19 protein-coding genes are annotated in these 15,422 nt (G+C 32.0%); 4 read left to right on the top strand and 15 right to left on the bottom strand.

Annotated features, from left to right (window positions below):
- Window positions 1-450 precede the first annotated feature (450 nt).
- From CN514_RS22615 to CN514_RS22555, 13 genes are all read right to left on the bottom strand, one after another.
- Entirely contained in the window at window positions 451-924 is a 474-nt protein-coding gene (locus tag CN514_RS22615; RefSeq protein ID WP_056466815.1) for an S-ribosylhomocysteine lyase, read from the bottom strand.
- Window positions 925-952: 28 nt separating this feature from the next.
- A complete protein-coding gene (locus CN514_RS22610) occupies window positions 953-1,594 on the bottom strand; it encodes a class I SAM-dependent DNA methyltransferase (protein WP_098234501.1) in 642 nt (213 codons plus the stop codon).
- On the bottom strand, window positions 1,595-2,749 hold the full coding sequence (locus tag CN514_RS22605; RefSeq protein WP_098234500.1) for a bifunctional cystathionine gamma-lyase/homocysteine desulfhydrase: 1,155 nt from the start codon (window positions 2,747-2,749) through the stop codon (window positions 1,595-1,597). It lies immediately after the preceding gene.
- A 3-nt stretch (window positions 2,750-2,752) separates the two neighbouring features.
- Window positions 2,753-3,673: a PLP-dependent cysteine synthase family protein gene (locus tag CN514_RS22600; RefSeq protein ID WP_098234499.1), complete on the bottom strand. Its 921-nt coding sequence runs from the start codon at window positions 3,671-3,673 to the stop codon at window positions 2,753-2,755.
- Between the two features lie 188 nt (window positions 3,674-3,861).
- On the bottom strand, window positions 3,862-4,392 hold the full coding sequence (locus CN514_RS22595; RefSeq protein WP_098234498.1) for a spore maturation protein: 531 nt from the start codon (window positions 4,390-4,392) through the stop codon (window positions 3,862-3,864).
- Entirely contained in the window at window positions 4,393-4,986 is a 594-nt protein-coding gene (locus CN514_RS22590) for a nucleoside recognition domain-containing protein (RefSeq protein WP_069031825.1), read from the bottom strand.
- The gene (locus tag CN514_RS22585; RefSeq protein WP_435817637.1) at window positions 4,979-6,133 is read right to left on the bottom strand and encodes a serine hydrolase; all 1,155 of its coding nucleotides are present in this window, start codon (window positions 6,131-6,133) and stop codon (window positions 4,979-4,981) included. The genes CN514_RS22590 and CN514_RS22585 overlap by 8 nt, the downstream gene beginning before the upstream one ends.
- Before the next feature lie 136 nt (window positions 6,134-6,269).
- A complete protein-coding gene (locus tag CN514_RS22580; protein ID WP_098234496.1) occupies window positions 6,270-7,193 on the bottom strand; it encodes a superoxide dismutase in 924 nt (307 codons plus the stop codon).
- 151 nt (window positions 7,194-7,344) lie between these two features.
- On the bottom strand, window positions 7,345-8,331 hold the full coding sequence (locus CN514_RS22575; RefSeq protein ID WP_098234495.1) for an aromatic acid exporter family protein: 987 nt from the start codon (window positions 8,329-8,331) through the stop codon (window positions 7,345-7,347).
- A 167-nt stretch (window positions 8,332-8,498) separates the two neighbouring features.
- Entirely contained in the window at window positions 8,499-8,993 is a 495-nt protein-coding gene (locus tag CN514_RS22570) for a DUF3907 family protein (protein ID WP_098234494.1), read from the bottom strand.
- Between the two features lie 18 nt (window positions 8,994-9,011).
- Window positions 9,012-9,407 (bottom strand): hypothetical protein, encoded by a 396-nt coding sequence (locus CN514_RS22565; RefSeq protein WP_098234493.1) that lies wholly within the window; start codon window positions 9,405-9,407, stop codon window positions 9,012-9,014.
- 72 nt (window positions 9,408-9,479) lie between these two features.
- Window positions 9,480-10,061: an SMC-Scp complex subunit ScpB gene (scpB, locus tag CN514_RS22560; RefSeq protein ID WP_098234492.1), complete on the bottom strand. Its 582-nt coding sequence runs from the start codon at window positions 10,059-10,061 to the stop codon at window positions 9,480-9,482.
- A complete protein-coding gene (locus CN514_RS22555) occupies window positions 10,061-10,831 on the bottom strand; it encodes a segregation/condensation protein A (protein WP_098234491.1) in 771 nt (256 codons plus the stop codon). The genes scpB and CN514_RS22555 overlap by 1 nt, the downstream gene beginning before the upstream one ends.
- 208 nt (window positions 10,832-11,039) lie before the next feature.
- On the opposite strand from CN514_RS22555, the gene CN514_RS22550 reads away from it, so the two are divergent.
- Both CN514_RS22550 and CN514_RS22545 read left to right on the top strand, forming a co-directional pair.
- Entirely contained in the window at window positions 11,040-11,156 is a 117-nt protein-coding gene (locus CN514_RS22550; protein WP_084006686.1) for a YjcZ family sporulation protein, read from the top strand.
- 110 nt (window positions 11,157-11,266) lie between these two features.
- Window positions 11,267-11,770: a DUF309 domain-containing protein gene (locus CN514_RS22545; protein ID WP_176526037.1), complete on the top strand. Its 504-nt coding sequence runs from the start codon at window positions 11,267-11,269 to the stop codon at window positions 11,768-11,770.
- A 385-nt stretch (window positions 11,771-12,155) separates the two neighbouring features.
- On the opposite strand, the gene CN514_RS22540 is transcribed toward CN514_RS22545, so the two are convergent.
- Window positions 12,156-12,515, bottom strand: a complete 360-nt coding sequence (locus CN514_RS22540) for a GNAT family N-acetyltransferase (protein WP_098234489.1) — start codon at window positions 12,513-12,515, stop codon at window positions 12,156-12,158.
- 332 nt (window positions 12,516-12,847) lie between these two features.
- Here CN514_RS22540 and CN514_RS22535 point away from each other — a divergent pair, with 332 nt between their 5' ends.
- The gene (locus CN514_RS22535; RefSeq protein WP_098234488.1) at window positions 12,848-13,477 is read left to right on the top strand and encodes a cupin domain-containing protein; all 630 of its coding nucleotides are present in this window, start codon (window positions 12,848-12,850) and stop codon (window positions 13,475-13,477) included.
- A gap of 429 nt (window positions 13,478-13,906) precedes the next feature.
- Here the strand turns inward: CN514_RS22535 and CN514_RS22530 are convergent, their stop codons facing one another.
- Window positions 13,907-14,344: a peptidylprolyl isomerase gene (locus CN514_RS22530; protein ID WP_069031815.1), complete on the bottom strand. Its 438-nt coding sequence runs from the start codon at window positions 14,342-14,344 to the stop codon at window positions 13,907-13,909.
- A 223-nt stretch (window positions 14,345-14,567) separates the two neighbouring features.
- On the opposite strand from CN514_RS22530, the gene CN514_RS22525 reads away from it, so the two are divergent.
- Window positions 14,568-15,401, top strand: a complete 834-nt coding sequence (locus CN514_RS22525) for a DUF1002 domain-containing protein (RefSeq protein ID WP_286141800.1) — start codon at window positions 14,568-14,570, stop codon at window positions 15,399-15,401.
- Window positions 15,402-15,422 lie beyond the last annotated feature (21 nt).

Raw genomic sequence — 15,422 nt, 5'->3', positions numbered from 1 at the left:
GCCTCCTCGGCAAGCCTGCGGGGTCTCAGCCTTCCCGCTTATCCCATAGGAGTCGAGCACCTCTTTCGTTCCAATCAACTTGTTCATCAAAAAAAGTTTACAATAAATCCTAATCAAATAGCCTTTACTTAGAGTAACCTAACTTGTATATTAATTATTAATCAGCTTGTAGGTCAATTAATATCGAACATTAATTAAACTATTCAATTGAATTTGTTTTTCTAAAAATTAGCTCATAATATTTTTAACTTCTGAAAAAAATCATTACTATTGTTATTGGATTCATGAAATTGCTCGAAAATATTAACATATAAAACCATTAATAGATCATCCAAAAAATGATAATTTCATCATTAAATAAATGTTCATTTAATGTCATTTTTCCCTATTGACCATTTTATATTTCAACACTCTGAAAAACGTCATCCATTAAGATGACGTTTTTCACGATTAAGCAAATACACTTTCCAACGTTTCGTCTGTTTGTTCGCTCCAATATTTTAACCATTTTTTTGCGCCTTCAAGATCATGAAGTTTTGCTTGGCCACATTGTAGCTCATTTGCAGCCGGTACTTCTTCAACTTGTTGTCCAAGTTCAGCTGTTTTACGTAATAATGTGATTACTTCTGAAATTGAAGGTGTACCAGCGATGATTAAATAAAATCCAGTTTGGCATCCCATTGGTGATAAATCAATAATTTTAAAAGGGTCACCAGCAGGTACTGCTTCACGAACGTTCAAAGCTAATAAATGTTCTAAAGTGTGAATTGTATCTGGTTTCATTGCTTGCTTATTTGGTTGGCAAAAACGAATATCATATTTTGTAACGACTCCGTCTGTACCAACTGCATGAGTACCACAGTGTCTAACGTAAGGGGCTACAACTTTTGTGTGATCTAATTCAAAACTTTCAACTGATGGCATATTTTATTTCCTCCTAAATTACATCTCTCTATTTTTTTGTAGCTTCAACGATCCATACAAAATCATTATATTGTTCGAATTTCACATCAAATCCATTTTTTTCAAAATGTGAACGAATAACTGGAATTAATGGATAATATTCTCTAATTAAATCATCTCTTAGATTGATATAATTTGCGTTTTCTGCTTTTGTAATTTCATTCTTATAATCGTTTTCTGTTAGAAACATTGTATCCGCAAATACGATTTTCCCTTTTGAGTTCAATAATGAGCTATATATTTTAATAGCTTCATATTTTTCTTGATCAGTTAAATGATGAAAAACGTATGAACTTACAATTGTATCGATCCCGGCCTGTGGTTTAGGAAATTCAATTAAATCCCCGTCGTGAATCGTAATATTCTCGCCTAATTTCTTTGAGGCAATAATTCTCATCTCAGGAGATGGTTCGATTGGAAATACAGTTTTTCCTTTATCAAGAAGTAACTTTGTTAAATTCCCTGTACCAATACCAAATTCAAGGACGCTGTTTCCGCTTCTATTAACAATTTCATTCAGTATTTCATCATAACGTCGAAATGCTTCTTTATATTCAGGGTCATGGCCTTGAACAAAAGAATCGTAACTTTCTGCCCAACCAGTAAAAACATCTAAAAACTCTCTACCCATTTATCTCACCTTTGATGTTTGAAATATTAATGCTTGTTCTAGGTCTTCAATTAAATCTTCTAAATCTTCTAAACCAACTGATAATCGAATTAATTCATCAGAAATTCCTGATGCAATTCGTTTTTCCCTTGGTATTGAAGCATGCGTCATTTTTGAAGGAATACCTACAAGACTTTCAACTGCTCCTAAACTTTCAGCTAATGTAAACCATTTTAATTTACTTACAAATTCCTCTGGATCTAATCCTTCTTTTAATTCAAAAGATAACATGCCACCAAATCCACTGCTTTGTTGTTTTGCTAATTCATGATTTGGATGTGTCGATAATCCAGGATAGAATACTTTATTTACATTTGGATGGTTCGATAAGAACGTCACAATTTCATGCGTATTTCTTTCATGCTCTTCCATTCTTATTCCGAGTGTTTTAATACCACGTTGTAATAACCAGCTATCGTTTGGTCCTAAAACTCCACCAATCGAGTTTTGATAGAACGCTAATTCTTCAGCTAACTCTTCTTTATTCGTTACAACAATTCCAGCTACTACGTCACTATGTCCTCCAAGGTACTTAGTTCCACTGTGAACAACAATATCAGCACCTAGTGTAAGAGGTTGTTGCCAGTATGGAGTAGCAAAAGTATTATCAACAACCGTTAATAAGTCATATCCATTTGCAAGTTTTGCAATTGCTTTAATATCAGTAATTTTTAATAATGGATTACTAGGTGACTCAATGAAAATTGCTTTTGTATTTGGTGAAATAACATTTTCAACTAATGTAATATTACTTGTATCAACAAATGTAGCTGTTATACCTAAATTTGATAATACTCTTGTAAGTAATCGGTAAGTACCACCATAAACATCATCTCCGACTACGATATGGTCACCAGTCTTGAATAAACTAAACACAGTATGAATAGCTGCCATTCCAGATGCAAATGCAAACCCTGCAACACCGTGTTCAATATCTTTCATTAACTCTTCAAGAGCATGTCGTGTCGGATTGCCTGTTCTGGAATATTCAAATCCCCTATGTTTGCCAACAGCATCTTGTTTATACGTACTAGTTTGATAAATTGGAACACTAACCGCACCAGTTGTTTCATCTCTACTAATTCCCCCGTGTATTAACGCCGTCTTTTTCTTCATATTTTATCCCTCACTATATATGTTTTTACTTAAGTATCTTTCACTACTATCTGGGAAAATCGTTACGATTGTACTCCCTGGTTTTGCTTTTTTTGCTTCTAATAAACTTGCATATAACGCAGCTCCTGAGGAACTGCCCACTAAAAGTCCTTCTTTCGTTGCTAGTTCTTTTACTAAACGAAATGCGTCTGAATCAAGTACTGTGTGAATATCATCAAATAAGTTTGTATCTACAAAGGCAGGAATGAATTCCATTCCAATTCCTTCTGTATCATGTGAACCTGGCTTTCCACCATTTAAGATTGATCCTTCTGGTTCAACAATAACTGTTTTTACATTTTGTATTTTATCTTTTAAATACTGAGCTGTTCCAGTAAAAGTTCCTCCACTACCAGCTCCAGCAACAAATACATCTATTTTTCCATCGAGTTGGTCAACTAACTCTGGACCTAATGTTTTGTAATAAGTTCTTGGATTTGCTTCATTACTAAATTGTGAAGGTACAAATGAATTCGGTATTTCTTTTGAAAGTTCATTTGCTTTTTTAATTGCACCTGTCATTCCATCTTCTGTAGGTGTGTTCAAAATTTTTGCTCCAAGTGCTTTCATTAACGTTTGTTTTTCAATACTGAATTTTTCAGGAACAACAAATATCACATTTACGCCATATTTTATAGCTGCTAGCGCTAAACCAATTCCTGTATTTCCGGCGGTTGGTTCAATTACTGTACCACCTTTTTCTAATTTACCTTCATTAAGTGCACTTTCTAATAATTCCATTCCAAGTCGATCTTTTACACTACCACCTGGGTTACAGAATTCTAGTTTTGCAAATAGTCTTGTTCCTTTTGGTAAAGGGAATGTTGTAATTTCAAGCAATGGTGTTGATCCGATCAGCTCGTGTACTGACTTTACAACTTTCATAATTTCAAGCTCCTTTATGTCACAAAAAGGTTAGTTTCTTCCAATCCATTATATGCAACATGGGTAAAATTGAACGTTGTCTAAATACCAACTATTCTTATTGGTATTATAAGATATTAATTTTAAATGCGCAATAAAAAAGTACTTTTATCCTAAAATAAAAGTACTTTTTTATTCATATGGTTGAATTAAGAAAAGAACATCGTCACAAAAATGATTGAAAAAATAATACTGATTGCATCGGCAATTAATCCTACTTTTAATGCATCACCCATTTTCCGAATACCAACCGCTCCAAAATACACCGTTAGAACATATAGCGTTGTATCTGTACTTCCTTGCATAGTTGAAGCTAGTCTTCCGATAAATGAATCCGGTCCATATGTTTTAATTAAATCCGACGTAATACCTAAAGCAGCCGAACCAGAAATAGGTCGAATAATTGCCAGCGGAAAAACTTCTGCAGGAATACCTAGTGAACTTAATAATGGGCGCATGAGTTCTACACAAAACTCTAGAGCACCTGAAGCTCTAAAGATCGAGATGGATACTAGCATACCTACTAAAAATGGAATTAATTGCACAGCAATTGTTACACCTTCTTTTCCACCTTCTACAAAAGATTCATACGTCGGCACCTTTTTCCAAGTTCCATGTATTAAAATGGCAGCGATAATAAATGGAATGATATAAAGTGAGATTGTATTCATATATCCCATTTATTTTCTCCCCTTTCGATTTCGCCTACTTGCAAAAAAACTATTTACCGCGAGTCCCCCAATAAATGAAACGACCTGTGCAAGTATTGTAACTCCTACTATTTCAGTCGGATTTGAAGAATGATAAGACATTCTAACTCCTATGACAGTTGTAGGAATTAAAGTGATTGCACTTGTATTTAACGTTAAAAATGTAATCATGTCATCACTTGCTTCATTACTATTTCGATTTAATACTTTTAATTGTTCCATCGCTTTTATACCTAATGGAGTTGCAGCATTTCCTAAACCGAATAAATTGGCCACCATATTTGACATAATATAACCAAGTGCTGGATGGTCTTTAGGGATTCTCGGAAATAAAAATGCTAAAAATGGTTGAAATAATTTCGAAAGAATTTTTAATAATCCTGATTCTTCTGCTATTCGCATTAAACCTAACCAAAAAACAAGAACACTAACTAGTCCAATAATAATGGTAATTGCTTGCTTTCCTCCGTCAAATACTGCTTTATTTACTTCGTCCATCGTGCCATTAATCATCGCGAAAATAAAACCAATTATTGTAAGAGCAACCCATATAATATTAACCATCAAAGTGCTCTCCCATTAAGTTTAATAATACTTGTTTTCCATTTTGGATTATTTCTTTCGTAAATACTTTGACCTTACTATCACTATAAAAAATATTTCTAAATCCAATTTGTTCACCTTCTAATTCGATAATCGCTTTACCAACAATTGCATCATTAGCGATTTTTTTCTTAGTCGGCTTTTGCATTTCAATTGTGATTCTTACTTGATCTCGCTCTTTTTTATCTAATGGATAAGAAAAGTCATTTTTCATATAAACATGACCTTTATATTTTTTATTTGTGACCTCCTTAATTCCACCTTTACTTAATACTTTCGTTAAAGGATAGTTACTGAAACCATATTCGAATAGTGACATATGATCTTGCCAATCTTGCCCATCATTTAGTGTTACAACAATTAAATCCATTCCATTTTTTGAAGCAGTTGAAACAAGTGTTCTTTTTGCTTTTTTAGTAAATCCAGTTTTTCCTCCAGTACTATACTTGTACATAAAAGTAAGCAACTTGTTTTTATTCTTCCAAACATAATCCCAAGATTCTGCCGTATTTGGGGCACGATGTACTTTTGTACCTGCAATTTTTGCATATTTAGGATTTTCCATAGCGTATCTCGTTAATAACGCCATATCATAAGCCGATGAGTAATGTTCCTTTCCTTGCTGATCAAGTCCTGATGGATTGCTAAAATATGTATTACTCATTCCTATTTCTTTTGCTTTCTCGTTCATCATATAAACAAATCCTTCGACGCTACCTCCTACAGCCTCGGCAATTGCATTAGCCGCGTCATTCCCAGACCTAAGCATTAAACCATAAACTAAATCTTCCAGCTTAATTTTTTGTCCAGGTTTTAAATAAATGGATGATCCTTCTGTTTGAACTGCTCTTGAACTAATTGTTATCGTGTTTTGCATTTTACCGGACTCTACAGCAAGTATTGCAGTCATTATTTTTGTAATGCTGGCGATTCTTTCAGAGTCATGCATTGCTTTACCATATAAGATTCGTCCAGTTTTTTGATCCATCAAAACAGCATTTCTAGCACTAACTCCTCCAAATGCTTCAACATTATTCGTCGGAATCGTAATCCCGATTAAAAATAAGCCAATGATTCCTACTACTAGCCATTTTTTCATCTTTCGCATCAACTCCACAGTTAGTCCTAATTAGTACAAGTTTACGAATTACATTATAAAAAAATGACTTTTTTTAAGAAAAAAAGTGCTGAACTTGTTCAGATAGATCACCTGAGCAATTCCAGCACTTACTATTTTTCTGCAATTAATAAAAGGGTTGCCATTTTAATTGACTAGCATAATCATATCGATAATTTACATCCGGCCAATTAACTATGTTCCAAAAATTTGTAATGTATGCGTCTTTATCAAATTTATATTGTAAATAATAAGCGTGCTCCCAAACATCCAAAACTAGCAAAGGAATTGTATCCCATTGAGTAAAGAATTGATGTTTTTCAGTTTGAAGAATCTCCAACCGATTCGCTCTTGGAACCCAAACTAAAATCGCCCAACCGACACCTTCCACTTTTTTAGCAGCTTGTGTAAAATGCTCTTTAAAGGCCTCATAACTTCCGAAGTCATCTTCAATTTGTTTTAAAAGAGCTCCACGAGGTTGCCCTCCACCTGATTTACTTAAATTATTCCAAAATATAGTATGCAAATAATGACCAGACCCATGAAATGCAAGCTCTCTTTCCCAATGCTTTAATAAATCGTATTCCTTATTTTTTCTTGCCTTTTCTAATTCAATCTCAGCTTTATTTAAACCATCTACATAGCTTTTATGGTGCTTATCATGATGCAGCATCATAATTTCTTTTGATATATATGGCTCGAGTGCATTATATGGATATGGTAAAGGTGGAAGCTCATGTTTACCAATCCCTACTCTCTCTTCGACTTCTATTACCCGATACGCATAGCTATCATCATATTCCTCTTCATTTAAAATTGAAATTAATCGTTCTTGAATATCGTCCACATCCATACTAATTTCATCTAAAAAGGAATTTTGATCTACATAATGACCTTTTGTCCCCATTCGGTTTAACAAGAGTTTTACTTTATATTCTAATAGTTCTTTTTCTTGAATATGGTCAAATCTTTCAGACAGCAACTGTAATACATTCGCACACCAGATTTCTACCTCCTGAAAGTAAGTGACGAGTTCAGATTGATTTAACATCATACACCTCCATCAGAGAAAATAAATTTCTCTTCTACTTTCCATTGTATGATATTAAATTTATAGCTATTACCTGTATTCACGTGTTTCACGCGATTAATGGAATTCGCGTAAATAAGATATTAATTCCACATGTTCTTAAAAAAAATGATTAGTTTAACTTCTCTAAAACAGTCTGATTTTCTGAGTAAAACTCCATTTTTAATGAAATCACTTTTTCCAATTCATAAACAATCATCATTAAACTAGCTCTAGTCTCAAACTCATCCCTTGATTCAGGTAATGGCATCTTTTTAAAGTCATTCATCATATGACTGAATTCGCCTAATAATTCAATCCCCGTAGATTTTTCTTTTAAGTAAACACCAGTGTCCTCAAAAAATTCAGCGACAATTTTTGAATGCGGATAATTTAAGGCAACTTTTTTTAATAAAGGAATGATTTGATTCGAGATGATTTCAAATTGACGTTCTCTCATTTCAAAATAATTAATATAATATAAGTTCGATTTTATAAAACTATTTTCAACTTGCCTATAAGCTAATGTTTTCGCCGTTTGTAAAAGTATTTTTGTTTCATCAATTAAATCATTTTGTGAATCTTCATCCTTACCCTTCATATTTAAAGCAATACCTAGCAGTAACATTTTAAAATTTTGCTCGATTTTCTTTTGAGATTCGATCATCTTCTTCTCAATACTTGGCATATATGTATTCATTATTAAAGCAATTAAGATCCCAACTGCTAAAATTTCAACTTGATTAAATAAGAAAGATATTGATTTATTATTACTCACATAAATTTGCAATACAATCACTGAGCTTGGAATGATTCCCTCTTGTAACTTCAATGTGACTAATAAGGGTATAGTTAAAAGAAAATAAATGACAACTGTTAATGGCGTATAGCTTAAAAATTCAAACATCATCCATCCAATTAACATGGCAATAACTGATGCCACAAATCTTTGAATTGCAACAATAAATGATCTGCGTTTTGTATTTTGAATACTTAAAAGTGTAACGACAGCAGCAGTACTGTAATTTTGTAAATGTAAAGCTTCTGCAATTAATAGGGATATACCACTTCCGATTGCTGTTTTGATTGTCCTTTGTCCAATTGAATACATTTGTTTCATTTCTAATCCTCTTCTCTTACAAAGAAATTTCTATAGTATTGTAACGTATCTTAGATAAAAATTTCTAGATATATCCAATTTTTTTGATTTTTGTACAAAATGAAAAGACTAGAAAATTTCTAGTCTTTTTCTCTTAACGTTACTATTTACATTTAACTATTTTCTAATTACTGTTTGTATTGTTGCATAAGTTTTGTTGAATAATCTGTTTCATAATACTCAAGTTCTTCTCGCATTTGTTGAAAAACTTTTTCTAATGACGAAAATAGGTCTTGAATAGTATCTGGCACAGCTTTATAGAATGTAATAGCTTGATTACCAGTGTATGCTGCACGACTATTTTCATACCATGCATCGTTTTTAGGAGAGAAGAATTCTGCGATACATCTGTGATAAATTTTATGTAAAGTATCTTCAGCTGTTGCTTTATGGAACTGTCCACTTAAAATTTTCTCACAAACTTCTTTAGCATCCTCACAATATACTGTAATTCTACGTAATGAAGAAAGTATTTTTTCTAAGTAGTTAGGATCCACTGCTTGGTTTTCATGTTGAAATGACGGTAAAGAATTCTTATTTAAAAACAAATTACACTCTAGACCAACAATCCCTAATTGATTACCAACAATTTTTAATTGATGCTCTACCATCTTATTCGACATTTTTTTCCCTCCGTTAAATTAAATCGATATTTCAATTTTATTTGAATTTTGTTTAATACTTCTCACATATCCTACCAATTTATCAAAATCAACACCTTGTAGCTCTTTTACAAATTGATCTAATTCATTAATATATATTCGCTTTCTTCCACGATAATCAGGATTTTTAATAATTAGCGCAAGTGCTACTATATCACGAAAATCTACTGATTGATCGCCATTTTCATACAATCTAGTTGTATTTAAATCACTTACTTCAGAAAGTTGTTCTTCAAAAAAGCGAACATATAAGACAGAAGTTACAATTTTTTGACCATTATATTCATATTCAACTTCTGAACGATTAAAAAAATCTTCCGATGTATTTGGTTGAGCCTTTACTAATTCATACCCATGACAATTATAAATTAACAATTCTTTCACCCTCCAAGATTTCCATAGTATTAGTTTAACATAGGATACACTGAGATTTGCAGAATTTTTTAACTAATCTTGTTTTTCAAATTTGCTAAAAAATAAATCTGCTTCTTCTTCAACCTCTTCCATTTTTAAATCTTGTGGTAGTGGAGGTAAGTCTTTAATATTTTTTAGGCCAAAATAATCTAAAAACTCAGAAGTAGTACCATATAAAATTGCACGTCCAGTACCTTCAGCCCGTCCAACTTCTTTAATTAAATATTTCGAGACAAGAGTTTGAATTGGTTTTTCAGTCTTAACCCCACGAATATCTTCAATTTCTGTCCTCGTAATTGGTTGTTGATATGCGACAATCGCTAAAGTTTCTAATGCTGCTTGTGATAACGAAGAGTTCGATGGGCTCTCAACTAATTTTTTGAAAAACTCACCATGTTCTCTCTTTGAAGTAAGTTTATATTTGTTAGCTAGAATTCTAATTTGTAATCCTCTGTTAGGATTTTCATATTCTTTTTTTAGACTCTCAATTAATTCTAGAACATCAGTCTGACTTAATTCTAAAGTCTCAGATAGCTCGACAATCGATATTCCTTCATCGCCAGCTACAAATAAAAGTCCTTCTAGAACTCCTACTAAATTTTTTTCCTGTTCCATTACAAGTACACCTCAGCTTGCTTATCTTCAAAAACCTCCCGTGATGTTAGAAAAATTTCTGAAAAGTTTTGTTCCTGTTCTACTACAATGTCTTTTGTTTTCATTAACTCCAAAATCGCTAAAAAAGTAACTACAATACTTTCTTTATCATTATATGGAAATAAACTGATGAAATTAGTTCTCTTTTTTATACCTTTTAAGTAGGTAATAATTTCATCCATTCTTTTTTCGATCGATATTTCTTCACGAACAATTTTAGTTTGAAGCGGCTCTTGTAGCTTTTTACGTTTAAATAGCTTTTGAAGTGCACCAAACATATCGTAAATTGTAACATCAGTCGGCATGACAATATCTTCTGGTCTAGGTCCATATTCGGACAAATCAACTGGGTTTCGAGTAAAAATCATCGCACGTTCGGATTCTTTTTCCTGAAATACTATCGCCGCTTCTTTAAATTGCTTATATATAATTAATCGATTCATTAATTCTTCTCTAGGGTCTTCTTCAAGAATTGCATCCCAATCAGCTTGTTCTTCATGATTAGGTAAAATACTTTTACTTTTCATCGCAAGTAATTCAGCTGCCATCACTAAATATTCACTTGCAATATCCAATTCTAATTCTTTCATTGTATGAATATATGAAACATATTGATCTGTTATTTCAGATACAGGTATATCATAAATATCAATTTCAAATCGTTGAATTAAATGAAGTAATAAATCTAATGGCCCTTCAAATGCATCAATTTTAACTTCATATTGCTTCACAACCTACTCACCAACTTACTTTAAAATAAAAATATACTCTATAACAGTATAAAGTATTATTTCATAAAACTATATAACAGAAAAGGTTTTTTCATCGGTGAAGTTACATTGTTCCTAAATTTTTAGTTTTGCGCCTATACCATTTTCTTAAAATTTTCATAAGATATCAGTGCAAGAAGAATTATTTATTTGGTAAGGAGGTTATTTCATGAGTAAAGGTGCTGTTTCTCCAGAGTTCGGCGGTTTCGGCCACGGCAGAGGCTTTGCTTTAATCGTAGTATTATTTATTTTATTAATCATCGTTGGATGTGCTTTCGTCTGTTAATTTAACCCCGTGAATAAACAAAACGTGAAAGTCTAGACATTGCTCTAGGCTTTCTTCTTTTTAAATAATTCCATTTCTGATAAAATTTTAATAACAAAGAGGTGAAAAATTTGGTCCATTACAATAAAAACGAGCGATACATAAAATATCTATGTCATTTCCATTTTGATCAAGATTTTTTTGAATGTCATGAAATCCTTGAGGAACAATGGAAACTTGAATTAAATCATCAATATAAAAAGGTCTGGTTAGGTTTAATAAGAATATCAGTAGTGTTATACCATTATAGAAGAAGAAACTTTACTGGTGCTAAAAAATTATTTCGACACGTCATTACTTTTTCAAATGATTCTAATTTATTGGAAATGGCTGGAATTGATCAATTACGCTTTCAACAAATCATATCAGATTTACAGTTAAACCTTCAAAACGAAACAGAATTCCACCCTTTCGATCTCCCAATAAATGACCAAGAATTGATTGAAAGATATCAAAATCAAAAAGAAAATTACTCGTCTTTTACGGCAGATTTAATTAATAAACATTCTACAAGAGATCGAACAGATGTCATTTCGGAACGATTAAAGCAATTAGAACTACGAAGAAATATTTAGCGTTATAGGAAAAGGTGCTCAAATAAGGGCACCTTTTTTTAATGTGTCGGAAATGCAACTCATAACTAGTTTATGAGTAATCAAAATTGCAAATTGTTGGTTCGTACTTACTCATGACTGGTTCATGAGTATGTAAAAGAGCATATTGTTGGTTCGTACTTACTCGTGACTGGTTCATGAGTATGTAGGGCATATTCTTGTTTCATACTTTCTCATAACTGGCTATGAGTAATCAAATGAGCATATTCTTGTTTCGTACTTACTCATGTCTGGTTCATGAGTATGTGAAAATAGCAGTATTTGAAAAATACTTTCTCATGACTATTACATAAGTAAGCAATTTTTGCTACAAAAAAAAATGCTCAAAAAAATTGAGCACCTTTTTCTATAATACTTTTAAACTAACATGACAATGTTCAATAAATGAAGCTACTTCTTGCGTTGTTACGATTGTATAGTCTGTATACTGAGATCTTATAGCATCGTAAAGTGAAGTTGCAATACCTTGATTTCGGAATGAAGGGTTTACACTTAAATGTTTAATCATAATAACCTTATCTGGTAGTAGTTGTATTCCAATAATCCCAACAATATCGTCTAATTTCCAAAGGAACAAATGATGATCATCTTTAGTTTCATAATCTTTAATCGTATTTACTAAGCTCTTCACATTCTTTTCATTCGGCATAAACGAAAGCAGGCCCATTGCAATTTTCTCATATGTTTTCTTATACCTAATTAACATGTTAACCCCTCTTAAAAATTATTAAAACCCTAATTAGCTTCTAAACCAATACATAATATATGATTAATTATCCCTCTATATTACGGTAAATATAAAAATTCGTTCCAAATATATCAATATTTCAAATATATAATTCTCACATTTTTCTGTCAAGTCTAAAAAATCAGAGAGAAGGAAAAACGGGATATATGGTATAGGAGAGATTTTTAAATAATTTAGAGTACTAGTCATGTATTCTTCATGCTCATCCAACTTTAATAGGCTTTTGTCACCAATTAGATAAATTTGAATAAAGTAAATTTTAGTTAGAGTTATATAAAAGGGTGATCATTATGAGGTTGGATTTAGATTATACATCGCCAAGTATTCAATTTACTTATGATATAAATAAAAACCATGCCTTTGTGAAGGATAGTCAAAACTTTATCAATCAATTAAGTGTTAATAACTTGAATACTTTGGATAATTTGTCTTTATTGGATATCTATTTAAGTGTAAATAATGTTGTAGAGCCACATTATCATCAAAATTCATCAGAATTAGTATATTGTATTTCTGGCGCCGCAGTTGTATCTATTTTGAATCCTTATACAAAGCAACTATTAAATTTCCCAATCACTCCTGGTCAAGTTGCGAACGTACCACAAGGCTGGTGGCATTATGAAATTGCAACTGTTGACAATACTCATTTATTAGCAATATTTAATGCACCTTCCCCTGATGTAATTTTATTCTCAGATTTAATGAAATTTACACCTTCAAATATCGTCTCACATACTTACTGTCTTGATGAAAACCAATGGAAAAATGCAACAGCAAATTTACAACCTTCTATATTTATAGGACCACCAAAAAACTGTAATCGACAAGTTCAAAATCAGCATGAATTTGCAAATCAGCAGAACCAAAATTATTATCAAAATTCCTATTACAACCAGCATTATTCTCAACAGCGTTTTTAATTGCAGGATCAAGGTGAGACCAGTTAGTGCGATTAAATTTAGGTGAACTGCAATTAAATCGGAGTATGTGCAATAATATAAGCCAAAACTGCAATTAAATTCGGGAAACCTGCAATTTAAAAAATCATATCTGCAATTAAAAATAAGAAAACTGTAAATAAGACGATGAATCATGTGGAAATAGATTATTAGAATCAAGAATTATAGAAGAAATTACATGAAATAGAATGTGAAACAATAAAAACTAAACATTTTTCAAAAAATACAATAATAAATCTTTTAATTTAATGTTCAATAAATAGTCCAAACTGTTATCAAATAATTTTTACCGTTTAACCAATCATGAACATGTTAAAAAACCACAAGGAAAATTTTACCTTGTGGTTTTCTTCATTTGAGGTCTTTTGGAATAACCTCATTTTGGTTTGACTATTCTTCGTCCCAAACCTTAACTTCTTGCATAACATCGCCATTACGCATTCTTAAAACTGTATCCATACCTTCGATTACTTGACCAAATACTGTATGTACGCCATCTAAATGTGGTTGTGGCTCGTGAACGATAAAGAATTGGCTACCGCCAGTATCTTTTCCAGCATGTGCCATTGATAAAGCTCCAGCTTTATGTTTTAATGGGTTACCAACAGTTTCACACTTAATTTTGTATCCTGGGCCACCTGTTCCATTACCGTTTGGATCTCCACCTTGAGATACAAATCCAGGAATTACACGGTGGAAAGTTAATCCATTGTAAAAACCTTCACGGATTAATTTTTCGAAGTTTTCAACTGTACCTGGTGCATGCTCTGGGAATAATTCGATTAAGATTTGTTCACCATTTTCAAACGTAATACTTGCTTTTTTCATAATAAAAATCCTCCTTATGTATGTACAACTTTATAAGACTTAATTGTCCTATATTTTTTCATTACTGAATAAATTAGTAACGCTGATATTATCATACAAAAAACAAAAAGTAATGACAAGTTTTCGAAAAGTACTATAATAGTGTTGTAAGATGTAAAATTTGGATTATTGTAAAGGGAGTGTCTCTTTGTTTAAACGAAAGTTATTAGCGTTCACCATCTCAATGGGATTAATTGCAATGCCTTTATCGGTATTTGCTGATTCTGTTCCTGGTGATACGATTGTTACTCTTGGACAAAATTTGTCTGAAACGCAAAAGAAATCATTATTAGCTGAAATGGGTGCACCATCTGATGCTAGAATTGTGACTGTTTCAAATCAAGAGGAGCATAAATATTTAGATGGTACTGTACCTAGTGCTCAAATCGGTACTCGAGCTCTTTCATCTGCTATGATTACAATCGGTGAAAAAAATACAGGCATCGTCGTTCAATCAAATAACATTTCATGGGTTACTAACTCAATGTATACAAATGCTTTAATCACGGCTGGATTAAAAGATGCAAATATAGTAATTACTGCACCATTTGAAGTCTCTGGTACAGCAGCTTTAACTGGGATTATGAAGGCTTATGAGCTAAGTTCAGGTCAAGTTATACCTGATGATGTTAAAAAAGTAGCAAATGAAGAAATGGTTAAAACTGCCGAACTTGGTGATTCAGTAGGTAATGAAAAAGCTGTACAACTTGTCACTAAAGTGAAAGAAGAGCTTGCTAAAAATCCAAACATGTCAACCGATGAATTAAAATCATTAATTGATCGATTAGCAAAGGATCTTGGTATTACATTAACTGCTGATCAAAAGGCTAGTTTAATGTCTTTATTTGAAAAAATGAAAGATTTAAATATTAATTGGGATCAAGTAGGAAACCAATTAACAAAAGCTAAAAATAAAATTTCAGATTACCTAAATTCTGAAGAAGGTCAATCTTTTATTCAAAAACTTAAAGATTTCTTCTCCGCATTATTTGATGCGATTCTTTCATTCTTTAAATAATACTGCAACAAACCCGGTTAC

This window comes from Bacillus sp. AFS001701 (assembly GCF_002559405.1).
Lineage (GTDB): Bacteria > Bacillota > Bacilli > Bacillales > Bacillaceae_G > Gottfriedia.
Note: the sequence above shows the minus strand (reverse complement) of the source record. Positions and strands in the feature narration are given on the sequence as shown.